The 23,126-nt window shown below is 70.9% G+C and carries 23 protein-coding genes; 8 read left to right on the forward strand and 15 right to left on the reverse strand.

Features of this window, described 5'->3' with window-relative positions; genetic code table 11:
- Positions 1–240: 240 nt before the first annotated feature.
- Together AB0K82_RS34340 and AB0K82_RS34345 are read right to left on the reverse strand one after the other, a co-directional pair.
- A complete protein-coding gene (locus tag AB0K82_RS34340; protein ID WP_364405070.1) occupies positions 241–951 on the reverse strand; it encodes a C39 family peptidase in 711 nt (236 codons plus the stop codon).
- 273 nt (positions 952–1,224) lie between these two features.
- A complete protein-coding gene (locus tag AB0K82_RS34345; RefSeq protein WP_364405071.1) occupies positions 1,225–2,535 on the reverse strand; it encodes a PHB depolymerase family esterase in 1,311 nt (436 codons plus the stop codon).
- Positions 2,536–2,917: 382 nt separating this feature from the next.
- Between AB0K82_RS34345 and AB0K82_RS34350 the strand changes: the two genes are divergently transcribed.
- Positions 2,918–4,981 carry a cellulose binding domain-containing protein gene (locus tag AB0K82_RS34350; protein ID WP_364405072.1) on the forward strand — a complete coding sequence of 688 codons (2,064 nt, stop codon included), beginning with the start codon at positions 2,918–2,920 and terminating at the stop codon, positions 4,979–4,981.
- A gap of 116 nt (positions 4,982–5,097) precedes the next feature.
- Positions 5,098–5,310, forward strand: a complete 213-nt coding sequence (locus AB0K82_RS34355; protein ID WP_364405074.1) for a DUF4287 domain-containing protein — start codon at positions 5,098–5,100, stop codon at positions 5,308–5,310.
- Positions 5,311–5,390: 80 nt separating this feature from the next.
- Here AB0K82_RS34355 and AB0K82_RS34360 read toward each other — a convergent pair whose 3' ends face one another.
- The gene (locus tag AB0K82_RS34360) at positions 5,391–6,044 is read right to left on the reverse strand and encodes a TetR/AcrR family transcriptional regulator (protein ID WP_364405075.1); all 654 of its coding nucleotides are present in this window, start codon (positions 6,042–6,044) and stop codon (positions 5,391–5,393) included.
- A 116-nt stretch (positions 6,045–6,160) separates the two neighbouring features.
- On the opposite strand from AB0K82_RS34360, the gene AB0K82_RS34365 reads away from it, so the two are divergent.
- Entirely contained in the window at positions 6,161–7,309 is a 1,149-nt protein-coding gene (locus AB0K82_RS34365) for a serine hydrolase domain-containing protein (protein WP_364405077.1), read from the forward strand.
- Between the two features lie 26 nt (positions 7,310–7,335).
- Here the strand turns inward: AB0K82_RS34365 and AB0K82_RS34370 are convergent, their stop codons facing one another.
- From AB0K82_RS34370 to AB0K82_RS34420, 11 genes are all read right to left on the reverse strand, one after another.
- Positions 7,336–7,968, reverse strand: a complete 633-nt coding sequence (locus AB0K82_RS34370; protein ID WP_364405079.1) for an LUD domain-containing protein — start codon at positions 7,966–7,968, stop codon at positions 7,336–7,338.
- On the reverse strand, positions 7,965–9,386 hold the full coding sequence (locus AB0K82_RS34375; protein ID WP_364405081.1) for a lactate utilization protein B: 1,422 nt from the start codon (positions 9,384–9,386) through the stop codon (positions 7,965–7,967). Before AB0K82_RS34375 ends, AB0K82_RS34370 begins: the two co-directional genes overlap by 4 nt.
- A gap of 64 nt (positions 9,387–9,450) precedes the next feature.
- Complete coding sequence (locus AB0K82_RS34380; RefSeq protein WP_364405083.1) at positions 9,451–10,155, reverse strand: (Fe-S)-binding protein; 705 nt, start codon at positions 10,153–10,155, stop codon at positions 9,451–9,453.
- 5 nt (positions 10,156–10,160) lie between these two features.
- Positions 10,161–10,316 (reverse strand): hypothetical protein, encoded by a 156-nt coding sequence (locus tag AB0K82_RS34385; RefSeq protein WP_364405085.1) that lies wholly within the window; start codon positions 10,314–10,316, stop codon positions 10,161–10,163.
- Entirely contained in the window at positions 10,313–11,230 is a 918-nt protein-coding gene (locus AB0K82_RS34390) for an aldo/keto reductase (RefSeq protein WP_364405086.1), read from the reverse strand. Before AB0K82_RS34390 ends, AB0K82_RS34385 begins: the two co-directional genes overlap by 4 nt.
- Before the next feature lie 2 nt (positions 11,231–11,232).
- Positions 11,233–12,246, reverse strand: a complete 1,014-nt coding sequence (locus AB0K82_RS34395) for an ABC transporter permease (RefSeq protein ID WP_364405088.1) — start codon at positions 12,244–12,246, stop codon at positions 11,233–11,235.
- Positions 12,239–13,771 carry a sugar ABC transporter ATP-binding protein gene (locus AB0K82_RS34400; RefSeq protein WP_364405090.1) on the reverse strand — a complete coding sequence of 511 codons (1,533 nt, stop codon included), beginning with the start codon at positions 13,769–13,771 and terminating at the stop codon, positions 12,239–12,241. The genes AB0K82_RS34395 and AB0K82_RS34400 overlap by 8 nt, the downstream gene beginning before the upstream one ends.
- On the reverse strand, positions 13,768–14,814 hold the full coding sequence (locus AB0K82_RS34405) for a sugar ABC transporter substrate-binding protein (RefSeq protein WP_364405092.1): 1,047 nt from the start codon (positions 14,812–14,814) through the stop codon (positions 13,768–13,770). The genes AB0K82_RS34400 and AB0K82_RS34405 overlap by 4 nt, the downstream gene beginning before the upstream one ends.
- 7 nt (positions 14,815–14,821) lie before the next feature.
- On the reverse strand, positions 14,822–15,565 hold the full coding sequence (locus tag AB0K82_RS34410) for an SDR family oxidoreductase (protein ID WP_364405094.1): 744 nt from the start codon (positions 15,563–15,565) through the stop codon (positions 14,822–14,824).
- Between the two features lies 1 nt (position 15,566).
- The gene (locus AB0K82_RS34415; protein ID WP_364405096.1) at positions 15,567–16,850 is read right to left on the reverse strand and encodes an enolase C-terminal domain-like protein; all 1,284 of its coding nucleotides are present in this window, start codon (positions 16,848–16,850) and stop codon (positions 15,567–15,569) included.
- On the reverse strand, positions 16,847–17,686 hold the full coding sequence (locus AB0K82_RS34420; RefSeq protein ID WP_364405097.1) for a fumarylacetoacetate hydrolase family protein: 840 nt from the start codon (positions 17,684–17,686) through the stop codon (positions 16,847–16,849). The genes AB0K82_RS34415 and AB0K82_RS34420 overlap by 4 nt, the downstream gene beginning before the upstream one ends.
- Before the next feature lie 190 nt (positions 17,687–17,876).
- Between AB0K82_RS34420 and AB0K82_RS34425 the strand changes: the two genes are divergently transcribed.
- Positions 17,877–18,584: a FadR/GntR family transcriptional regulator gene (locus AB0K82_RS34425; protein WP_364405099.1), complete on the forward strand. Its 708-nt coding sequence runs from the start codon at positions 17,877–17,879 to the stop codon at positions 18,582–18,584.
- Between the two features lie 2 nt (positions 18,585–18,586).
- Entirely contained in the window at positions 18,587–18,901 is a 315-nt protein-coding gene (locus tag AB0K82_RS34430) for an L-rhamnose mutarotase (RefSeq protein ID WP_364405101.1), read from the forward strand.
- 213 nt (positions 18,902–19,114) lie between these two features.
- Here AB0K82_RS34430 and AB0K82_RS34435 read toward each other — a convergent pair whose 3' ends face one another.
- Positions 19,115–19,297 (reverse strand): PspC domain-containing protein, encoded by a 183-nt coding sequence (locus AB0K82_RS34435; protein ID WP_345360432.1) that lies wholly within the window; start codon positions 19,295–19,297, stop codon positions 19,115–19,117.
- Between the two features lie 265 nt (positions 19,298–19,562).
- Between AB0K82_RS34435 and AB0K82_RS34440 the strand changes: the two genes are divergently transcribed.
- From AB0K82_RS34440 to AB0K82_RS34450, 3 genes are all read left to right on the forward strand, one after another.
- Complete coding sequence (locus tag AB0K82_RS34440; RefSeq protein WP_364405103.1) at positions 19,563–20,660, forward strand: phosphotransferase family protein; 1,098 nt, start codon at positions 19,563–19,565, stop codon at positions 20,658–20,660.
- The gene (locus tag AB0K82_RS34445) at positions 20,657–21,745 is read left to right on the forward strand and encodes a hypothetical protein (RefSeq protein ID WP_364405105.1); all 1,089 of its coding nucleotides are present in this window, start codon (positions 20,657–20,659) and stop codon (positions 21,743–21,745) included. Before AB0K82_RS34440 ends, AB0K82_RS34445 begins: the two co-directional genes overlap by 4 nt.
- A gap of 80 nt (positions 21,746–21,825) precedes the next feature.
- Positions 21,826–22,695, forward strand: a complete 870-nt coding sequence (locus tag AB0K82_RS34450; RefSeq protein WP_364405107.1) for a hypothetical protein — start codon at positions 21,826–21,828, stop codon at positions 22,693–22,695.
- The last annotated feature ends 431 nt before the right edge of the window (positions 22,696–23,126 follow it).

Raw genomic sequence — 23,126 nt, forward strand, 5'->3', positions numbered from 1 at the left:
TGCATTAACACAATCCCTTGCCGAGTCAACACTGCCAACCGTATAAACCTTAGCGATAGTCGCCGACACATCCACCTCACTTGGGTCCCACCTGACAACGACTCCGGGTCGGCGGCCACGACGAGCGCCGTCTTCTTCGTCACGCCAGAGCGGGGGTTCGACCGCTGATCCCTGGCGTTCGCTGCTCTCTTGGCGCAGCGAACGCCAGAGATCAAGCCCCGGTCAAGCCGTCGCCGCGCGTCAGAACGGGAGGCCCGTCCAGGCGACGACGAACTGGCCGGCGTAGGCGATCTTCTGCCACTGGGTCGCCTTCAGCGTGCGCTTGCCGTACGCGGGGTCCCAGATGAGGTAGGTCGACTCGTCCCAGCTCGTGGTGTCGTCGAAGCCGTAGATGACCACGTAGTGGGCCATGGTCTTCGGCGCCTTCGGGTACCAGCTCTTCCTGGAGTACACGGTGATGACGACCGGCCCATTGCCGTAGAAATACGCGCCCCGCACGCCGTCCCAGAGGTTCGCGTTCTTGATGCTCCGGTACGCCTTGTACTTCGTGCCCTTCCGCTTCCACGAATAGTTGATGTAGTTGGTCATCTCGCGGCCCATCGCGATCGGCGAGGTGAATCCGATCTTGTCGGTGGCCATCTTCTTCGCGAAATAACTCTGGGTGTCCGAGTAGATGCGGACGCCCGTCTGGTACGTCAGGGCCGAGACGGCCGCGGCCGGGCCACACCAGTTGCTCTTCTTCTGCTTCTGGCCCTTGATGGACATGGTCTTCCAGTCGTGGGCCGCCGCGGTGACGTCCGACGGCGGCTCTGCGAGCAGCTTGTAGTGGTGGCCGCCTTCGATGACCTGCGAAGTCGCGGGCGGCGCGACCTTCGGTGAACCGGTGGGAGCCTTCGGAGCGGCGAAGGCGGCCGGCTGGCCGGCCGCGACGACACCGGCCGCAATCAGCACTGAAGCGACACGAACAGGGGTACGCGCCACATTTTCTCCCTGGGACATAGGGGTGGGAAAAGGCCGAAACTCGGGTGATCGTTTCATCCCGCGATTCGGCCCGACAGTGACCCAGGGCTCAATCCGCACCATGACCAGCGGCCCTATTGATGACCGAAATACACATTTGAAACAAGCAAAAATGCGGTCATCTGGACGGTCGCTGATCCCTGGCGGTCGCCCTGTGTCTCCGCTCGGCGAGCGCCAGGGATCAGCCGTTCTCGGGGCCTCCGGTCAGGAGACCGTGCAGGCGGATCCGTTGAGAGTGAAGGCCGACGGCTTGGCGGTGTCGCCGGTGTGGGTGGCCTGGAAGCCGAAGCTGGTCGACGCGCCCGGTGCCAGGGAGCCGTTGTAGGAGACGTTCGTCGCGGTCACCTGGCCGCTCGAACCGGTGAAGCCGGCGTTCCAGCCGGAGGTGATCGTCTGGCCGCCGGGCAGGGTGAAGGCCAGGGACCAGCCGTTGATCGCCGAGCCGCCGGTGTTGGTGATGGTGATGTTCTCGGTCAGGCCGGTGTTCCAGGCGCTCACCGTGTCACTGACCGCGCAGGGACCCGGCCCGCCCGGCGGAGTCGGGGTCGGGGTCGGTGTGGGGGTCGGCGTGGGCGTAGGGGTCGAGCCGTCGCCGATGAGGCCCATGAAGCGCAGGGCCAGCTCGCCCATCCCGGTCTGGTAGACACCGTGGCCGGCGCCCTGGACGCTGATGCCCTCGACCGGCGCGGTGGTGCCCGTCCCTCCGTAACGCGTGCGGGTCCACGACGACTGCGGGTGGTCGGTGTAACTCGGTGTCTGGCTGACGCCGAGCACGTTGGTCCACTCCTTGATCTCCTCGCCGAAGTTGTTGTAGTTCAGCGTGGCGTCGGCCGTGCCGTGCCAGACCTCCATGCGCGGGCGTGCCCCCGTGTAACCCGGATAGGCGGCGCGGACGAGGTCGCCCCACTGCTGCGGCGTCTTGCTGATCTGGCCGTTCGCGCAGGCGCTGTTCCACAGCGAGCCGTCGGTGGTGGCGAAGCAGCCGAACGGAACCCCGGCGAAGGCCGCGCCGGCCTTGAACACGTCGGGGTAGTCGCCGAGCAGCACGTTGGTCATCATCGCGCCGGAGGACTCGCCGGTGGCGTACACCCGGTTCGCGTCGGCGTTACGGTGCTGTTCCTCCCACTGGACCATCGACACGATGCCCGCCGGGTCGCTGGTGCCGTTGTGCTTGAGCGCGCCGGCGGTCGACACGTCGAAGCACGAGCCGCTCCGGGTCGCCGAGGGATAGATGATGATGAAGCCGTATCTGTCCGCGAGCTGGGGGAACTCCGGACGGCCCGAGTACATCGCCGGCCCCGATCCGGTGCAGTAGTGCGAGACCACGAGGATCGCCGGGTGCGCCGCGACCGAGTTCGGCACGTATTCGTACATTCGCAGGTTCGTCGGGTTGTTGCCGAAGTTCGTCACCTCGACCAGCGACGCCGCCGACGCGCTGTGCATGGACGCCAGCCCGCCGGCCGCGGCCAGCAGCGTGGCGAGCAGTGTCGCCACGCCCTTCCTCTTCAGCTTCATGACCGCGTCGGTCCTCCTCACGATGCGGCGGGCTGGGTGGGACGGCCCACGCGGTATCCGGGATTCCGTCCGGTATTCCGGACACGCGAACGCTAAGGACGCTGTGTCGAGACGGTCAACGCCCTGGCCGGAGTGGCCCCGGCGACCTGGGGTGACGCGCGAAAGTTTCATGCCCGGCCCACTCCGGTCGTCCGGGCCGGGGTCGGCAACCACCGACGGTCGTCCGCTCCCGTACCAGGCGGGATGCCACCACCGCCCCAGTGATCGTTCACTTCTCCGGATATCAGCGGGGACCGGGCACGCCTGAGGTCCGTTGACAGTGCCGAGGTGGGATCTCAGCATGAGGCGACCTTGATCACCGGTGATTGGACCCCTGATGAGGATGCGCCTACGTCCCGCCGTCGCCGCGGCGCTGACAGCGTTGGTCGCGGCCGTCTCACCGGCCGGACTCGCTTCGGCCGGCCCGAGTGCGGCCGACACACCCGTGAACGTCACCGTGAACGCGCGAGCGGGGCTGGCGACCATGCCCGCGACCGGGCTGGGCGTCAATGACGCGGTCTGGGACGCCGAACTCGGCACGACCGCGGTGTCGGACCGGTTGCAGGCGGCCGGCGTGCGGATGATCCGGTATCCGGGCGGTTCGTACGGGGACACCTACCACTGGAAGACCAACACCGCGCCGGGCGGCTACGTCGCCCCGAACACCGACTTCGACACCTTCATGGCCTCCGTACGGCGGGTCGGCGCGCAGCCAATGGTCATCGCCAACTACGGCACCGGGACGCCCGAGGAGGCGGCCGACTGGGTCCGGTACGCGAACGTGACCAAGGGATACGGCGCGAAGTACTGGACGATCGGCAACGAGAACTACGGAAACGGCCACTACGGATCCGGCTGGGAGGCCGACGACCACGCAGACAAGAGCCCGTCCGCGTACGCGGGCGGCGTCGTCGCGTACGCCGACGCGATGAAGGCGGTCGACCCCACGATCAAGGTCGGTGCCGTGCTCACCATGCCGGCGAACTGGCCGGACGCGGTGGTCGGCGACGGTGACGCGGCGAACTGGAACCAGACGGTGCTCTCGATCGCCGGATCGAAGATCGACTTCGTGGACGTGCACTGGTACCCGGGCGGCACCACGGCCGGCGAGGCCCTGGCCAGGCCGGAACAGATCGACGACGCCATGTACCTGCTGCGGCGGCAGATCGCCCGGTACGCCGGGGACGGCGCCGACCGCATCGGCATCAGCCTCACCGAGACCAACGTGGGCGTGGGCGAGGACACCCAGCCGGCCGCGCTCTTCCTGGCCGACGCGTACAGCGGGCTGCTCGCGAACGGCGTCTTCACGGTCGACTGGTGGAACGTCCACAACGGGATCGGCACGGTCTCCACGGTGGCCGGCCAGACCGACTACGGCGACTTCGGCATGCTCTCCAGCGGCGGCTGCACGTCCGACGGGGCGACCTGCGAGCCGCCGCTCAACACGCCGTTCGCGCCGTACCACGGCCTGTCCATGATGAACGACTTCGCCCGGCCCGGCGACCAGTTCGTCCGGGCCGGCACCGACCAGGCCCTGGTCACCGCGCACGCCGCGCGCCGTCCGAACGGGGACCTCGCGGTGCTGCTGGTGAACAAGGACCCGGACAACGCGCACCCGGTGAGCATCGGCTACGCCGGCTACACCCCGGCCGACGCGGCACCGACCGTGTACTCGTTCGGGAACGGCGACACCGCCGTCCACTCGGCGCGGACCGGGAGCGCGACGAGCCAGACCCTGCCGCCGTACTCGCTGACCACGCTCGTGCTGCACCCGGCGAGCACTCCCGCGGGAGCGCCCGCGACGCCCGCGCGGCCGACCGCCTCGGCGGTCACCGACCGGTCCGCGACGATCTCCTGGCCGGCGTCCGCCGCGGGCGCCCACCCGGTCGCCAAGTACGAGGTGTACCGGCAGAACGGCGCGATCAGCGAGGAACTCGGCGAGACCACCGGCACCTCGCTCACGGTCCGCAACCTCGATCCCGGCACCCGGTACACGGTGAACGTCATCGCCCGCGACACCGCCGGGAAGGTGTCCTGGGCCTCGCCGCCGCTCACGTTCACCACCGGCAGCCCGGCGAGCAGTGCCTGCACCGTCCACTTCACCGACCAGAACGACTGGGCCAGCGGCTACGTCGCCGGCGTCGACGTCACGAACAACGGCCCCGACCCGATCGACGGCTGGACCCTGACGTTCACCTGGCCGACCGGCTGGCAGCAGCTGAGCAGCGGCTGGAACGCCACCTGGACCCAGGACGGCCGGGACGTCAAGGCCACCAGCCTCGACTCGAACGGGAGGCTGGCCGCGGGCGCCACCGTCAACATCGGCTTCGTCGGGGCGTACACCGGCCCGAACGTCCTCCCGGGGACGTTCCGCCTGAACGGGACGGTCTGCACGGTGGCGGAGTGACCGAAGGAACGCTGATCACTGGCGGCTGCCGAGCGAGGAGGCACAGCACGCTCCAGCGATCGCCCTCCACTGGTACTGTCCAGCTTCCAACGCACGGACAGAACGGACATATCGCCATGGCCGAACCGGTGAAGGGCCCCGCCAGCTACTTCCCGTCGATCGAGAAGAAGTACGGCCGCCCGATCGCCGAGTGGAAGGAGCTGATCCGCTCCTCCCCGCTGACCAAGCACATGGAGCTCGTCTCCTGGCTGAAGACCGAGCACGGGCTGGGACACGGGCACGCCAACGCCCTCGTCGCCCACACCCTCGCCGAGGACAGCGCCAAGTAGACCTGCCGGACCGGGGCGATGCCCACCGCATCGCCCGCGCGGCGGCCCCGACCGGTGTTCGGCAGGATGACCGCCCCGCGTCAGGGGATTCCAGCCTCGATGTGGGCGAGTTGGGCGGCGAGGAGCTCTTCGAACGCGGCGTGGCGGTCCGCCCCGAGGGGACGGAGATCGCGGGCGAAGTGGGCCAGGGCGGGGAAGCGTTCGGGATCGGCGCCCAGTACCGCGACGCGGAACAGCTCCACGCCCTGTTCGTACTCCTTCGGGGCGATGGTGCTGACCCCGGCCTCGGAGGCGATCAACGCGGCGATGAGGATCACGATTCGGTGGTAGCGCGCCGGGATCTCCTCATCCGGCAGGCCGGACGCCCGCAGGGCCTGCAGCACCTCTTCCATGACCAGCCGGGACCCGGCGCCGCTTGAGGCGTAGCGTCCCCAGATCACGGCGAGCTGCGGTTGCCGGCCGAAGGCCTCTTTCAAGCGCAGGGCCAGGGCGGTGATGCGCTGTTTCCAGTCGCCCTCGGCACGGTAGCCGTCCATGGCGGCCAGGAGGATCCGGTCGGCGACCGCCCGCAGCAGTTCGGTCTTGGTGCGGAAGTGCCGGTAGAGGCTGGAGGAGTCGGTCCCGAGCGCCGCGCCGAGCTTGCGCACGCTGAACGACTCGGCGTCGCTCGTGCGCAGCAACTCCGCCGCCGCCTCCAGGATCTCCTCGGTCGACCATCGCCTTCGACCTGTCATCTCACCCCTCTCGTCGGAGCTCAAGCATAATCGATGCACTTGCCGTTGCACGCACTGCGTGCATAATGAGGACGGCGCGCACGGAAAGCCCTGCGGAACCTGAGAGGACACATGTCGTGAAGAACCCGCTGAATCCCGCCGAGCTGAACGCCGCCCTGGAGAATGTCCACCGCGCCGGGATGCCGGGCTTGTTCGCCGAGGTGCGTGACGGCGACCAGGTCTGGCGCGGTGCCGCCGGGGTCGCCGATGTCGCCACCGGTCGTCCCGTCACCGCCGACATGCGGCACCGGGTCGGCAGCATCACCAAGACCTTCACCGCCGCCGCGGTGCTGCAGCAGGTCGAGAGCGGTCAGATCGGTCTCGACACGCCGATCGGCCACTACCTTCCGAGGCTGGTACCCGGCGACCGCGGTGACGCGATCACGATCCGCATGTTGATCAACCACACCAGCGGCCTCGCCGAATACCTCCCTTACGCCTACCCCTCCCTCAAGGCGTTCCCCGACCTCGCGAACACCGGGCCGCAGAGCCTGGACGACCACCGGTTCACCCGGTTCCACTCCACCGAACTGATCGAGATGGGGGTCGCCGCACCCGCCGTCGGCACGCCGGGGGGCACTCCGGGGGTGTACTCCAACACCAACTACCTGCTCCTCGGCGAACTCCTGGAGCAGGTGACCGGCACGACGGCCGTTGAGTACATCACCCGGAACGTCATTGAGCGCGCCGGGCTCCGCGACACCGAGCTCCCGGCCGAGCCGTACATCGACGGGCCGCACTCGCGGATCTACGAGGCGTGGTTGGGCATGATCGACCCGCCGCGCGACTACAGCGTCTATGACATGTCATTCGTGGGGCCGGCGGCCTCGCTGATATCGACCGTCGCGGACCTCAACCGCTTCTTCGGCATGCTGCTCGCCGGCGAGATCGTCGGCCGGTCGTCGCTGGCGGAGATGCAACGCACCGTCCCGGTCATCTCCCAAGAGGGGAAGACGATCGACTACGGCCTCGGCCTGCACCCGATGCAGGCTCCTGGTCAGGGCACCTTCTGGGGCCACGGCGGCACGGTCTGGGGTGCCGGCGCGTTGGCCATGACCCGCGCCGACGGCAGGCGGCAGATGTCCCTGGCGGTGAACCTGCAGAGGTGGAACCGACTCGACTCCTCGGGCAGGCCGCAGCCTCATCCCATCGACGGCGCGCTCGCGGCGTTCTACCGGGTGGCGATGTACGGCAGCACCGAAGACGCCCCGCTGGAAGAGCGGTGACCAGCACCGACCCGAGCCGCGGCCCGTCACCGGGCCGTTCGTGCCGGGACGATGAGGACCTCCAAAATGCGGGGGCCGTGGACTCCCTCCACGCGGTCGAGCTCGATGTCGCTCGTCGCGGACGGGCCGCTGATCCAGGTCTGCGGGCGGGACGGGTCGAGACGTTCGAGGGCCTCGGGGACGGTGCGGACGATCTGCTCTCGCCGGACGACGCACAGGTGGTGGTCGGGGATCAGGGTGAGCGCGCGGCGGCCCTGGTCCGCGGCGCCGTCCAGGACGATCGTGCCGGTCTCGGCGATGGCGACCGCGCAGCCGGTGACCACGCCGTCCAGGGCGTCGAGGTCGGCCGCGGACAGGGCCGGGTCGTCCCGGACCGCCTCCGCCTCGCCGAACCACTCGGCGGGGACGCCGGCGGGCGCGGCGACCCGGCGGGCGCCACGCCTCCGCAGCGCGTCCGCGACCGCCGCCGCCACGTCGGTGACCTCGTGCACGACCGCCTTGTAGTCGACGAGGCGGTCGACCAGCAGCTCGACGACGTCCGGGCCGGACCGATCACGGTCGTAGGCGCGCGGCACCTCGGCGTCCTCCGGCGCCTCCGTGCGGGGGACGTCGGCGAGCGCCGCCCGGACGCGGGCCAGGATCCGGTCCCGGGAGCTCATCGATCCCCCTCCTCGCTCGCCCGCCGCGCCCACCAGTCGCGGAACGACTCGCGGGGCGGCACGGGCACCTCGCGGGTGTCCGACCACGCCGCCAGCGGTCCGGGCAGGCGGCGCGGGGTCCAGCGGCGCAGCCGGCCGGCCGAGCGCTGGGCCACGGCCAGCCACCTCGGGTCGGCCAGGACGCGACGGGCGGCACCCATCGCGAGGCGCTCCACACGGTGGTGGCCCTTCATCACCACCTTGGCGCGCAGGTCGAGCAGGACCTCGGGGATGTTGATCTCGACCGGGCAGACCTCGTAGCACGCGCCGCACAGCGTCGAGGCGTACGGCAGCGACTCCTCCAGCGGCCCGGTGAGACCGCGCAGTTGCGGGGTGAGGATCGCGCCGATCGGCCCGGGGTACACCGAGCCGTACGCGTGGCCGCCCGTCCGCTCGTACACGGGACAGACGTTCAGGCAGGCCGAGCAGCGGATGCAGCGCAGCGCCTGGCGGCCGACCCGGTCGGCCAGCACCGACGTACGGCCGTTGTCGACGAGGACCAGATGGAACTCCTGGCCCTCCGTCGCGCCCGTCCACATCGAGGTGTACGGGTTCATCCGCTCCCCCGTCGACGAGCGGGGCAGCAACTGCATGAACACCTCGAGGTCCCGCCAGGTCGGCACGAGCTTCTCGATGCCGACCACCGAGATGAGCGTCTCGGGCAGCGTCACGCACATCCGGCCGTTCCCCTCGGACTCGAGGACGACGAGGGTGCCCGTCTCGGCGACCGCGAAGTTGGCGCCGGAGATGCCGACCTTCGCGCGAAGGAACCGCTCGCGCAGGTGCAGCCGGGCGGCCTCGGCGAGGGCGCGGGGATCGTCCTTCAGGCCCTCGGGCGCGGGACGGCCCCAAGAGGCCATCCGGTCGCTGAAGATCTCCCGGATCTCCGCGCGGTTACGGTGGATCGCCGGGACCAGGATGTGCGAGGGCAGGTCGTCGCCGAGCTGCACGATCAGCTCGGCGAGGTCGGTCTCGTACGCGCGGATGCCGGCGGCGGCCAGCGCGGAGTTCAGCTCGAGCTCCTGGGTGGCCATCGACTTGACCTTGACGACCTCGGTCTCGCCGGTCGCCCTGACCAGGTCGACGATGATCCGGTTGGCCTCGGCGGCGTCCTCGGCCCAGTGCACGTGGCCGCCGGCGGCCGTGACCGCGGACTCCAGCCGTTCCAGGTAGACGTCGAGGTGCCGGAGCGTACGGTCCTTGATCGCCGCGCCCGCGGCGCGCAGCTCGGCCCAGTCGGGCAGCTCACCGACGACGGCCGCGCGCCTGGCGCGGATCGTGTGGGTGGCCTTGCGCAGGTTGTGGCGCAGCTGCGCGTCGCCGACCGCCCGCGTCGCCGCCTCCGGGAAGGCCGGCATCCCCACGAAGGTGGCCGTCATGTGTCCTCCTTCGTCGGAGAAGTGACCAGAGACGCTGTGCTCATGACTCGCCCGCTCCGCTCACTCATGCCGGATCTCCTTCGGTCGAGGCGAGGATCTGGGCGAGGTGGAGGACGCGGACGCCCGTGCGCTGGCGGGTCAGCGAGCCGCCGATGTGCATGAGGCAGGAGTTGTCGGCGGCGCAGAGCACCTCGGCGCCGGTGTCCAGCACGTTGCGGACCTTGTCGGCGCACATGGCCGCGGACACGGCGGCGTTCTTGAGCGCGAAGGTGCCGCCGAACCCGCAGCACTCCTCGGCGCCGCCCAGCGGTACGAGGGTGAGCCCGCGCACGTGGGAGAGCAGGTCGAAAGGCCGTGAGCCGACCTTGAGCGACCGGAGCGAGTGGCAGGTCGGGTGGTAGGTCACCGTGTGCGGGAAGTACGCGCCGACGTCGGTGACCTCGAGCACGTCGACCAGGAACTCCGACAGCTCGTAGACGCCGGCCGGCGGCGTGACGCCGAGCGAGGGGTACCACTCGCGGACCATCGCGGCGCACGACCCGGACGGCACCACGACCGCGTCATAGCCGTCGAACGTCGCGGTGAAGCGGCGGGCCAGCGGCCGGGCGTCGTCGCGGTAGCCGGTGTTGAAGTGCATCTGCCCGCAGCACGTCTGCTCGATCGGGAAGTCGACCGTGCAGCCGAGCCGCTCCAGCAGCCGGACGGTCGCCTTCCCGGTGTCGGGGAAGAGCGTGTCGTTCACGCAGGTGACGAAGAGTGCGACCCGCATGACACTCAACCTAGTCCGTACCCGCGGCGGGCCGTCGCGCCGGGCACGGCGTCCCGGTCGTCGGCCGGACGGGCAGGTCCTCGACCTCGCCCGTGCTCGAGCTCGACCGGGTCGGTGTCCCACAGGTGGTGGTGCGCGTCGACCAGCGCCACGTCGGTCACAGTGCCTCCCAGAGCGTCTCGGGGATCTCCAGTTCGAACAGGTCGCCGTTGTCGTCGACCTCGGCCGCGCTGCGGCAGCCGACGAGGACGCTCGCCACCGCCGGGTGCCGGAGCGGGAACCGCAGCGCCGCCGCGCGCAGCGGCACGCCGTGTTCGGCGCAGATCCGCTCCAGCCGGGCGACGCGTTCCCGCAGCTCGGGCGGGGCCGGCGCGTAGTCGTAGGTGGTTCCGCCGGCCAGCAGCCCGGAGTTGTAGACGCCGCCGGCGACGACCGAGGTGCCGCGCCGGGCGCAGGCGGGCAGCAGGTCCTCCTCGGCCGACCGGTCGAGGAGGGTGTAGCGGCCGGCGCACAGCACGACGTCCAGGTCGAGGCGTTCGACGAGCCGGGTGAGCATGGGGGTCCGGTTCATCCCGGCGCCGATCGCGCCGACCACGCCCTCGTCGCGGAGCGCGGCCAGCGCCGGGTACGCCGTCGCGTACACCTCCTCCTCGTGGTCGTCCGGGTCGTGCAGGTAGACGACGTCCACCCGGTCGGCGCCGAGACGTTTCAGCGACTCCTCCAGGGACCGGCGGACGCCGTCGGCGCTCCAGTCCCAGACCCGCCGGTACGGCGGCGGGTCGGCGAACCCCTCCGGCTCGGGCGGTTCCCCGGGTCCGAGGGGGACGAGGAGCCGCCCGACCTTGGTCGACAGGACGTACTCGCCGGTCAGGGCGGCGCCCATGCGGCGTTCGCCGCGCCCGGCGCCGTAGTGCGGCGCGGTGTCGAAGTACCCGATGCCGCGCTCCTGAGCGCGGCGTACGGCCGCGGTGGCGTCGGCGTCGGACACCGGGGCGTAGAGCCCGCCGATCGCCGCGCCGCCGAACGACAGCGTCGTCACCTCGACGGGTGACCTTCCGAGTCTGCGGCGTTCCACTGCTACTCCTGTGCCTGGCCCGACGTGATCCTGCTGATGATCAGCGCGATCAGGATGATCGCACCGTTGAGCGCGTCGAGCCACTGCCCCGGGACGCCGGCCAGCGTGAGCACGTTCTGGATCAGGTACAGCAGCAGGATGCCGGTGAAGGCGCCGAAGATCGTGCCCTTGCCGCCATTGAGCGACACGCCGCCGATGACCGCCGCCGCGAACACCGTGAAGATCGCGCCGTTGCCCTGGCCGGCCGCCACGGAGGCGAGCCGGCCGGTGAGCAGCAGGCCGCCGAGGGCCGCGAGGAGGCTCGCCAGCACGAGCGTGGTCCACAGCACCCGGTCGACGCGGATGCCTGCGGCGCGGGCCGCGTCGGCGTTGCCGCCGATGGCGTACAGCGACCGGCCGAAGCGGGTGTAACCGGTCACGACGATGGCCAGGGCGTACAGGATCAGGCAGATCCAGATCGACGCGGGCAGGCCGAGCCAGACGGCGTTGCCCAGGTAGACCATGGACGACGGCAGGTTGAAGAACGTCTTGCCGCCGCTGATGCCCTTCAGCAGGCCGCGCAGCACGATCAGCATGCCCAGCGTGACGATGAAGCCGTTCAGGCGGAACCGTACGATCAGCAGGCCGTTGATCCAGCCGATGACGGCGCCGACGGCGAGCGTGACCGGGATCGACCAGGCGCCGGGCAGCCAGCCGGTGCCGTGCGTGATGCCGGGCGCGAGCACGAGCCAGGCCGCGACCCCCGGCGCGAGGCCGAACGTCGACTCCAGCGACAGGTCCATCCGCCCGCAGATGAGGACGAGCGCCTCGGCCAGCACGAGCAGCGAGATCTCCGACTGCTGCTGCAGCACGTTGACCAGGTTGTCCCAGTGCAGGAACACCGGGTTGACCAGGTAACCGACGATGACGATCACGATGATCGCCGGTACCAGCGTGAGGTCGCGCAGGCGTGCCAGCCGTGGCGCGGTGGTCCGGCCGCGGGCCGGCGCGGCCATGGCCGTGGGTGTCTCAGTCACGGATGCCCTCCATCGCGGCGATCAGTTCGTGGTCGTCCCAGCCACTCGGCAGCTCGGCGACGACGGCGCCCTTGAACAGGACGATCACCCGGTCGCAGGGGCGAAGGTCGTCGAGGTCGTCGGAGATGACCAGAACGCCCGTGCCGCCGGCGGCCGCCGCGACGGCCGTGCCGAGCAGCGTCTCCTTGGCCTTCACGTCGACCCCCGCGGTGGGCTGCAGGAGCACCAGCACCCGGGGATCGCCCGCGAGCGCGCGGGCCATGACGACCTTCTGCTGGTTGCCGCCGGACAGCGCGGACACCGGCTGCTCCGGCCCGGCCGCCTTGATGTCCAGGTCGGCGATGGCCCGGGCGCCGAGTTCGCCGCGCCGCCGCGGCCCGACGATCCCGAAGCGGCCCAGCCGCTCGGGGACGGTCAGCGTGGCGTTCTCGGCGATGGACAGGCCGGGGACCAGGCCCTCCTTGTGCCGGTCCTGCGGGACGAACCCGAGGCCGGCCCGCAGCGCGGCCGGCACGCTGCCGGGGCGGGGCGTCGTACCGCCGATCGCGACCGTTCCGCGGGCCGCCCGGCGCAGGCCGACGATCGACTCGCCGACGGCCATCTTGCCGGAGCCGCCGGCCCCGGCCAGGCCGACGATCTCGCCGGGCGCCACGGTCAGCGACACGTCCTCGAAGTCGCCCGGCGTGCCGAGGCCGGTGACGGTCAGCGCGGGCGCGGCGTCGCGGGCCGGCGCGGGCCGGCCGGCGCCGAGGTCGCTTAGCCCGGTGGCCTCGCCGGTCATCGCGGTGACCAGCGCCTCCTTGCGCAGCTCCGCCACCGGGGAGGTGACGATGTGCCGGGCGTCGCGCATCACGGTGACGGTGTCGCAGACCTCGTACACCTCGTCGAGGTGGTGGCTGATGAACAGGAACGTCACCCCGGACTCCCGCAGGGAGCGCATCCGGGCGAACAGCCGCTCGATCGCCTGGCCGTCGAGCTGGGCGGTCGGCTCGTCGAGGACGATGAACCGCGACCCGTGCGACAGCGCCCGCGCGATCTCCACGAGCTGCCGCTGCTCGACGGTGAGGCGCTCGGCCGGCGCCCGCACGTCGACGTCGACCTCCCAGGTGTCCAGCAGCTCGCGGGCGCGGCGGCGCAGCGAGCCCCAGGAGATCAGGCCACGGCCCTGCCTGTTCACGCCCTGCCTGTTCAAGAACAGGTTCTCGGCCACGGACAGGGACGGGATGATCGTGAGCTTCTGGTAGACGCAGGCGACCCGCCGCCGCCACGCCTCGCGGTCCGCGAGGGGCGGGGCCGGTTCGCCACCGAACTCGACCGTTCCGGAGTCCGGGGGGATGAGGCCGGTGAGCACCGAGACGAGCGTGGACTTCCCGGCGCCGTTGCGGCCGACGAGGGCGTGGATCTCACCGTCGCCCACGGCGAGGGACACGTCGTCGAGCGCGACGGTCACGCCGAACCGCTTGCTGATCCTGTGGGCCGCCGCGACCGGCCGGACGCCGGCCGCGGCGCTGGCGGAGAGGCTCATTTGACCTGGTTGCCCCAGAGTTGCGGGTCCGACGCCTTCAGCGAGCCCGCGTAGGCGCCGTCCTTGGTGACCAAGGGTGCGGGCAGTTGGTCCTCGAGCAGGCCGGGCCGCGGCGCGATGATCGTCGAGTCGTGGTCGGTCCTGCCCGGGGCGAACTTCTTGCCGTCGATGGCGGCCTTGACGTAGTACAGCGCGTACTTCGCGTACAGGTCGGCCGGCTGGGAGACGGTGGCGTCGATCTGCCCCGCCGCGATCGCCTTCAGCTCCTCCGGGATGCCGTCGTTGGACACGATCGTGACGTGCTTCGGGTTCCCCGGCGGGACGAGCATGCCCTTCTGCTTCAGGACGTTCAGGGTCGGGGCGAGGAAGACGCCGCCGGCCTGCATGTAGATCCCGTTCAGGTCCGGGTTCGCGGCGATCGCGGTCTGCAGCTTGTTGGCCGCGACGTCGCCCTTCCATTCGGTGGGCAGGCCGATGACCTTGATCCCCGGGTACTTCTGGGACATGCACTGGTTGAACGCCTCGGTGCGGTCCCGGCCGTTGATGGAGGCCAGGTCGCCCTCCAGCATGGCGACCTTGCCCTTGCCCTTGAGCGTGTCGCCGAGGAACCCGCAGGCCTTCTCGCCGTACGCGCGGTTGTCGGCGCGGACCACCATGTAGACGTCGCCCTTGTCGGGGCGCGTGTCGACGGTGACCACCGGGATCTTCTTCTGCTTCAGCTGGTCCAGCGTCGGCGCCACCGCCGCGGTGTCCTGCGGGGCGAGCGCGACGCCCTTCACGCCCTGCCCGATGAGGGCCTGCACGTTCGCGGTCAGCTTGGCGATGTCGTTCTCGGAGTTGGTGGTCTTCAGGTCCAGGCCGTCCTGCCTGCCGAACTGCGGGACGTACTTGATGTAGGAGTTCCAGAAGTCGGAGTCCGACCGGGGGTAGTCGACTCCGACGACGCTGCCGCCGGACGAGCCGCCGCTGCCGCTCTTGCACCCGGTGACCAGCGCCGCGGCCGCCGCGACCGCGGCACCCGCCGCGAGCACCTCTCGCTTCATCGCGTCCTCATTTCTCTGGGCGAAGTCGCAGGCCGGCCATGCCCCCGTCGACCGCCAGCGCCGTTCCTGTCGTCGCCGACGCCAGCGGGCTCGCCAGGTAGGCGATCGCCGCGGCGACCTCCTCCGGGCTGACCAGCCGGCCGTTCGGCTGGCGGGCCGCCAGGGCGACCCGCTCCGCCTCCGGATCGTCGGTCGCGGCGAGCAGCCGGCCGACCCAGGGGGTGTCGGCGGTGCCCGGGTTGACGCAGGTCACCCGGATACCGTCGCGCAGGTGATCCGCCGCCATCGCCAGGGTGAGCGACTGAACGGCGCCTTTGGTCGCCGAGTACAGCGCGCGCCGCGGCAGCCCGGCGGTGGCCGCGATCGAGCAGGTGTTGACGATCGCGGCGTGCTCGGATCGGCACAGGTGCGGCATGGCGGCGCGGGTCACCCGCACCATGCCGAACACGTTCACGTCGAAGACGTCGCGCCACTCGTCATCGCCGTTGTCCTCGACCGTGCCCTGCGCGCCGACCCCGGCGTTGTTGACCAGCACGTCCAGGCCGCCGAGGTGGTCGACCGCGGCCGCGACCGCCGCGCGCACCGACGCGTCGTCCCGTACGTCGGCCCGTACGCCGTGCAGCGGGGCGGGCGGGTCGGTCAGGTCGAGGCAGCTCACGGTCGCGCCGCGCTCGGTGAGCAGGCGGGCGGCGGCCAGCCCGATGCCGGAGGACCCTCCGGTCACGATCGCCCTGATGCCGTCGAACTCCACGTCAAGACCTCCAGGCGGCGCCGTCGGGGTAGGCGTATTCGCGCAGGCTCTCGGGTCTGATCCGCGCCGACATGCCCGGAGCCGCCGGCGCGAGGTAGCGGCCGTCGCGGATGCGCACCGGGTCGGTGAAGTGCTCGTGCAGGTGGTCGACGTACTCGATGACGCGGTCCTCCGTGCTGCCGCTGACGGCGAGGTAGTCGAACATCGACAGGTGCTGCACGACCTCGCACAGCCCGACGCCGCCGGCGTGCGGGCACACCGGGACGCCGTACTTCGCCGCGAGCAGGAGGATCGCGACGTTCTCCGGCACTCCCGCGACGCGGCAGGCGTCGATCTGCAGCACGTCGATCGCGTCGGCCTGCAGCAGCTGCTTGAAGATGACGCGGTTCGCCACGTGCTCGCCGGTCGCCACCCGCACGGGCCGGACCGCGCGGCGCACGGCCGCGTGGCCCAGGATGTCGTCGGGGCTGGTCGGCTCCTCGATCCACCACGGGTCGTACGGTTCGAGGGCTCGGACCCACTCGATCGCCTGACCGACGTCCCACCGCTGGTTGGCGTCGATCGCGATGCGGATGTCGGGCCCGACCGTCTGGCGGGCCAGCTCCATCCGCCGTACGTCGTCGGCCAGGTCGCCGCCGACCTTCAGCTTGATCTGGGTGAAGCCCTCCGCGACGGCCTCCCGGGCGAGGGCGACGAGCCTGTCGTCGGTGTACCCGAGCCAGCCGGGCGTGGTCGTGTACGCGGGATAGCCGGTGGCCAGCAGGGCGGCCTCCCGGTCCTCGCGTCCCGCGCGGGCCGCCGTCAGCAGGCCGACGGCCTCCTCCGGGCGGAGGGCGTCGGTGAGGTACCTCCAGTCGGCCAGGTCGACGATCTGCTCGGGCGGCAGGTCCGCCAGCAGCCGCCAGACCGGCTTGCCGGCGACGCGGCCGGCCAGGTCGAACGCGGCGTTGATGATCGCGGCGGCGGCCATGTGGACCGCGCCCTTCTCCGGGCCGAGCCAGCGCAGGTGCGAGTCGTGGATCAGCCGCCGCGAGAAGCCGCCCAGGTCGGACAGGTCGAGGTCGAGGCCCACGACCAGCGGCGCGTACGCCTGGACGGCGGCGACGCAGACCTCCGTGCCGCGGCCGATCGTGAAGGTGAACCCGTGGCCCTCGGCACCCTCGTCCGTACGCAGCACGACGTACGCGGCGGAGTAGTCCGGATCCGGGTTCATCGCGTCCGAACCGTCGAGGTGCCGCGAGGTCGGGAACCGGATGTCGTGGGCTTCGAGTGCGATGACCTTCATGCGAGCCTCTGCCGTTGCCGCCCGAGGCCGTCGATCTCGAGCTCCACGACGTCCCCCCGGCGCAGGAAGGAGATACCCGGGCTGCCCAGCGCGACGCCGGCCGGAGTCCCGGTGTTGATGACGTCGCCGGGGTCCAGGACCATGAACTGGCTGAGGTACCAGATCAGGTGGTCCACCGGGAAGATCATGTTCTTGGTGTCGCCGTCCTGCCGGAGCTCGCCGTTGACCCAGAGGCGCAGCCCGAGGCTCTGCGGGTCGTCGACCTCGTCGGCGGTCACCAGGTGCGGTCCCAGCGGGTTGAACGTCTCGCAGGACTTGCCCTTGTCCCACTGTCCGCCGCGCTCGAGCTGGAACTCCCGCTCCGAGACGTCGTTGCTGACCGCGTACCCGGCGATGAGGGGGCGCGCGTCCGCCGGCGAGTCGAGGTAGCGGGCCCGGGCGCCGAGCACGACGGCCAGTTCCACCTCGTAGTCGGTCTTCTCGCTGCCTCGTGGGATGAGCACGTCGTCGTCCGGGCCGACGACCGTGTTCGACGCCTTCATGAAGATGATCGGCTCGGCCGGGATGTCCGCGCCCGTCTCCTCCGCGTGGTCGCGGTAGTTCAGGCCGACGCACACGACCTTGCCGGGCCGGGCCACCGGCGCGCCGATCCGTTTGGTGTTCTGGATGGGCGGCAGCTCGCCCGCGGCGTACGCCGCCTTGGCCCGCTCCAGATCCGTGGCGAGGAAGTCGCCGTCGATCTCGCGGGTCAGGCCGGACAGATCGAGGAGCGAGCCGTCCTCGGCCAGGACCGCGGGGCGTTCGGCGCCTTCCGGTCCGACACGCAGCAGCTTCACGTAGGCGTACCCCCTGCTCGTTCGAGTGGTCCGACCTCTCACACATTCATCGGACCTCTTACCCGGACATAAGACCACTACAGGGCGATCTCCTGGCAATACCTCGTTACTTACTTGTTACTTTCGACTGATTGGTACGACCTTTGTTCATCCGGCAGGATGTGATCCGCAGCCTGAGGAGGGAGCGCGCGTGGCGGACGACGCGGGTGCCAGGACCACCGTCACCCAGCGGGCGATCGACGAGATCAAGACCCGGATCGCCATGGGTGAGTTCGCACCCGGCCAGCGCCTCCCGACCGAACGCGACCTCGCCGCCGACCTGGGCCTGTCCCGCAGCTCGATGCGCGAGGCCATCCGCGCCCTGACCGTCATGGGGGTCCTCGAGGCGCGCCACGGGGCCGGCATCTACGTGACCCGACTCGAACCGGGCGACCTGCTGGAGACGTTCGGCGTGGTCGCGGAGATCTCCCGCGGCGACACGCTGCTCCACCTCGTCCAGGTGCGCAAGATCCTCGAGCCCGCGGCCGCGGCCGCCGCGGCGGCCCGCATCGACGAGGCGGGTCTCGCCCGCCTGCGCGCCGAGATGACCGCGATGGAGCGCGGCACGACCGCCGAGGAGATCGTCGGGCACGACCTGGAGTTCCACCGCGTCATCACCGAGGCGGCGGGGAACCCGGTGCTCGGCGCGATCCTGGACGGGCTCAACAGCCGCACCTTCCGCGCCCGTGTCTGGCGCGGTCACCGCGAGGAAGGCGTCTTCCCGCGCACCTACCACGAGCACGACGCGATCTACCGGGCGCTGGCCGAGCGCGACCCCGACGGCGCCCGCGTCGCCGCGGCCGTGCACATCGGCGCCGTCGAGGAATGGGCCCGCCGGCAGGGAGGCGATGAGGAGTGACGATGCGCGTCGCACTGCACACCCGGCTCAAGCCCGGCCGTGAGGAGGACTACGAGCGGGCGCACCGGGAGGTCCCGCCGGACCTCGTCCAGGCGATCAAGGACGCCGGCGCGCACGAGTGGACGATCTGGCGCAGCGGCCTCGACCTGTTCCACGTCATCGACTGCGACGACTACGCCGCCCTGCTGGCCGCGCTGGAGGATCTGCCGGTCAACGTCGCCTGGCAGGCGCGCATGGCCGGTTATCTCGACGTCGTGCACGACTACTCCGGGGAGGGCGCCGCCAAGGGCCTCCCCGCCGTCTGGCACCTGGGGTGAAGGACCGGCGGGGTCCGCGGGACGCCGCCGCCTCGGTTCTCGCCGCCCGCCGGGCCTATGTGAGCGCCGGGACGACGAAAGAGCGCGGGCGGGCCATCAAGGGCCCATCCGCGCTCGATTCGTGATCCCGGCCGCGTCCGGCCGGGACAGGTTCTGTCGGCTGACCGGCCGACAGTCACTTGCGTGTGACGAGCTTCCGAAGCCGGCGCCGGGCTACGACTCGCTGGGCATCATCACCCAGAGGATCAGGTAGATCACGAACTGCGGTCCGGGCAGCAGGCAGGACAGGATGGCCAGCAGCCGGACCGTCCAGGCCGACATGCCGTACCGGCGGCCGAGCCCGGCGCAGACGCCGGCGATGACACGCCCCTTGCGCGGACGGGACAGACCGTTCATTGCGACTCTCCTTTGCGTTCGTCTACCCACGAAGCTAGGCCGCGCGCCCTGCCCTCACATCGCTCCCGGGACCGATCCGGACTCGTCCCTTGGGCCTATACGGGTCGCCCCTAAGGGATGAGGTCGACCGACTCGCCAAGGACGGCCTCCGCGCCCGGCGACCGTCTCCGCGAGCCGTGCACCGTTGACGGACCAAGCGACGGCTTGGTAAGTACTGATCAAGATCGGGGACACCATCGGCGGGGGCGCAGGAGGAGGCCGGACCATGCCCGTTCCCGATCAGCGGAATCCCGAGGTGACCCGTGCGGTGCTGACCCGCTGGCTGGCCGGGCGGCTCGCCGACGGCGACGTCACGCTGTCCGAACTGGAGATCCCCGGGACCACCGGGTTCTCCGCCGAGACGCTCCTGTTCGACGCCGAGCACGGCGGCCGTACCGAACGGTTAGTCGCCAAGGTGGCTCCGGTTCACTACCAGGTGTTCCCGGACCCGCTGCCGTACGCCGACCAGTACCGGCTGCTGCGCATCCTCGACGAGCGGACCCCGATCCCCGTGCCGCCGATCCGCTGGTATGAGCCCGACCCGACGCTGCTGGGCGCGCCGTTCTACGTCATCGACCGGGTGGACGGCCGGGCCCCCGAGGACAATCCGCCGTACCACCAGGCGGGATGGGTCGCCGAGGCCGCGCCCGAGCGGCGGCACCGGATGTGGGCGGCGGGCCTGGAGATCCTCGCCGAACTCCACCGGCTGGACCCGGCGCCCTTCGCCTTCCTCGACCGGACCAGGTACGGCCGGGTGGGACTGGACCAGCGGCTCGGCTACTACACCCACTACATGAGCTGGGCCTACCACCGCCCGCAGCCGACCTGCGCGGCGGCGCTGCGCTGGCTGCGCGAGCACCGGCCGCCCGAGCCCGACCCGCCGGTGCTGCTGTGGGGCGACTCGCGCGTCGGGAACATCCTGTACGGCGACGACGGCGAGCCGCGCGCCGCGCTGGACTGGGAGATCGCCACGCTCGGCGCGCCCGAGGAGGACCTCGCCTGGTACATGTACCTGGACCGCCACCACTCGGAGGGCATCGGCGTGCCCCGCCTGCCCGGCTTCCCGTCCTACGCCGACACCGTCGCGTACTACGAGGAACTGACCGGCCGGCCGACGCGGCACCTGGCGTACTACGAGGTCCTGTCCGCCTTCAAGTTCGCGGTGATCATGGCGCGGATCGGGCAGGCGTTCATCGACTTCGACCTGGTGCCGCCCGACAGCGACTTCCCCGTGGACAACACCGCCTCGCGGCTCCTGGCCGCGCTGCTCGACCTGCCCGCGCCCGGTCCCGTGACCGGCCCGCCGCCCGGAGGCCCGCGATGACGCTCTCCCCGCTCGACGACTACCCGGTCCACCAGGTCCCTGACGTCATGCGGCACGTCGGCACCTCCGACCGGAACTTCTACGACCGGTACTACTTCAACTGCCACTCCCGCTCGGACGAGCTGATGCTGATCGTCGGGCTCGGCCAGTACCCGAACCTGGGTGTCACCGACGCGTTCGCCCTGGTTCGGTACGGCCCGCTGCACCGCGTCGTCCGCGCCTCCCGCGAACTGGGCGCCGACCGGATGGATACGACCGTCGGCCCGTTCCGCGTCGAGGTGCTGGAGGGCTTGAAGCGCCTGCGCGTCGTCCTCGACCCGAACGACCACGGGCTGGCGTTCGACCTGACCTGGGAGGGCGCGATCCCGGCGCAACTGGAGCCCCCGCACTTCGTCCGCGCCCAGGAACGGGTCGTCTTCGACTCCCGGCGGCTCGCCCAGACCGGCCGGTGGACCGGCTCGATCACCGTGGACGACACGACGCTGCCGGTCACCCCGGACCACTGGTGGGGCAGCCGCGACCGCTCCTGGGGCATCCGCCCGGTCGGCGAGGCGGAGCCGCCGGGCATCCAGGCGAAGAACCCGGCGAGCTTCTACTGGCTGTACGCGCCGATGCAGTTCGAGGACCACGCGATCCTGTGCATCCTCCAGGAGGACGCCCAGGGCCGGCGGATCCTGGAGGAGGCCGTGCGCGTGTGGCCGGACGACCGCCCGCCGGAGTACCTCGGCCGCCCCGACTACCGGCCGGCGTACGCCCCGGGGACCCGCGACGTCACCGAGGCGGTGATCTCCTTCTCGCCGCCGGCGGGCAAGCCGTTCGACGTGCGCGTCACCCCGCTCCTGCCCGTCCACATGATGGTCGGCAGCGGCTACGGCCTCGAACCCGACTGGCGGCACGGGATGTACCAGGGCCCGGAGCCGAAGGTCCAAGGCATCACGTACGACCTGCGGCGTACGGAGGACGCGTCCCGGATGTGGGGCATGGTCGACGCCGTGGCCCGCTTCGACTACGACGGCGGCGTCGGCCACGGCCTCTTCGAGTACTGGGCCCTCGGCCCCCACCCCACCTTCCCCGACGACGCCTGACCGGCTCTTCGGTGAGATGGTGCGACAGACCGCTTCGCGGGCCGGCCCGGCGTGATGGGAGTTGGAGGAAGATGATCCGCATGCCGCACACGACCCGCCCACCGATCGTGGACATCGCCGAAGCCATCCCCGAGCTGGCTGCTCATGCCCGTACCGCCATCCGGCTGCACCCTCGGCAAGGCGACCCGGGACCGGACGACAGCAGCATCGGCGGGCCGCTGCGGTGGCCCGCCGACGAGCCCTGGCCGTTCTGCGACGATCCGCACGGACCGGAGCCGTCCGCCGGCGCGCCGGTCGCGATGGTGCCGATCGCACAGATCTACGCGGCCGACGTCCCCGCGTACCCGTTCCCAGAGGGAAGCGACCTGCTGCAGATCCTCTGGTGCCCCGACCACGATGGGGACTGGCCGGACGAGACGATCAGGGTGCGGTGGCGCCGCGCGGCCGACGTGACCGACGTCCTCGCCGACCCGCCGGCGCCGCATATGGTCAAGGCGAAGTGGCTCGTGGCGGCTCCGTGCGTGCTCGACCCCGAACCGATCACCGAGTACCCGTACGCGGAGGAGCTTCCCCGGCAGATCCGGGATGCGATCGAGGAGTGGGAGACCGGTTATCCCGCGTACCAGTACGGTTTGTCGATCGCGTCCGGTTGCAAGCTGGGCGGCGGCATGGCCTGGAACGTCACCGGCATGGGGGAATCGCCGGAATGCGCGCAGTGCGGCGCTCCCTCCCGCCTGATCCTCCAACTGGACAGCTCCGAATGGGGCGGTGAGTCCGACCATGACGGTGGTCCGCCCCGCTGGCGACCGATCGAGGACGTCGACCTCGACGACGACGCCCACTGGGCCGCGATACAGCCGACCGGGCTGGAGATCGGCCGCTACAGCCACGGCGGCTTCTTCGTCTGCACCGCCGATCACCGGCATCCGGCCACATTCCACAGCCAATGACCGTCACTTAGAGGAGGCACGGCCACGCCCACGCCAGGGAGCGCACTGGCGGCGACGACCGGCTCTGACCGTGATCCCTGGCATGTGCTGCCACTAGGAGACAGCACATGCCAGGGATCACGACGGCCCACTCACCTTGCCGGGTCGATGACCGGTTCGCCGGGCCTGCTACGTCAACGCGGCTGATCGATCCGGCCGGATGACCTGAGGACCCGGTTGAGTTCACGCTCGAAGACGCAGAGGACGGTCGCCACGGCCATGCGCCTGCCGCAGCACGGCTGAGGCAGGCGCACGGCCGTGGCGGCAAAGAACGGAAGTGGGGCGGGCCCCCGGGGGGGGGGGGGGAACGGCACGCGGTTGGTTTAATGGGTGCGCGGCCCCCCCGGGGGTCTGGGGTCAGCACCCCCATTGGGGGGGGGGTGGCACTGTGT

Source organism: Actinoallomurus sp. NPDC052274, from assembly GCF_040679475.1.
Classification (GTDB): domain Bacteria; phylum Actinomycetota; class Actinomycetes; order Streptosporangiales; family Streptosporangiaceae; genus Actinoallomurus; species Actinoallomurus liliacearum.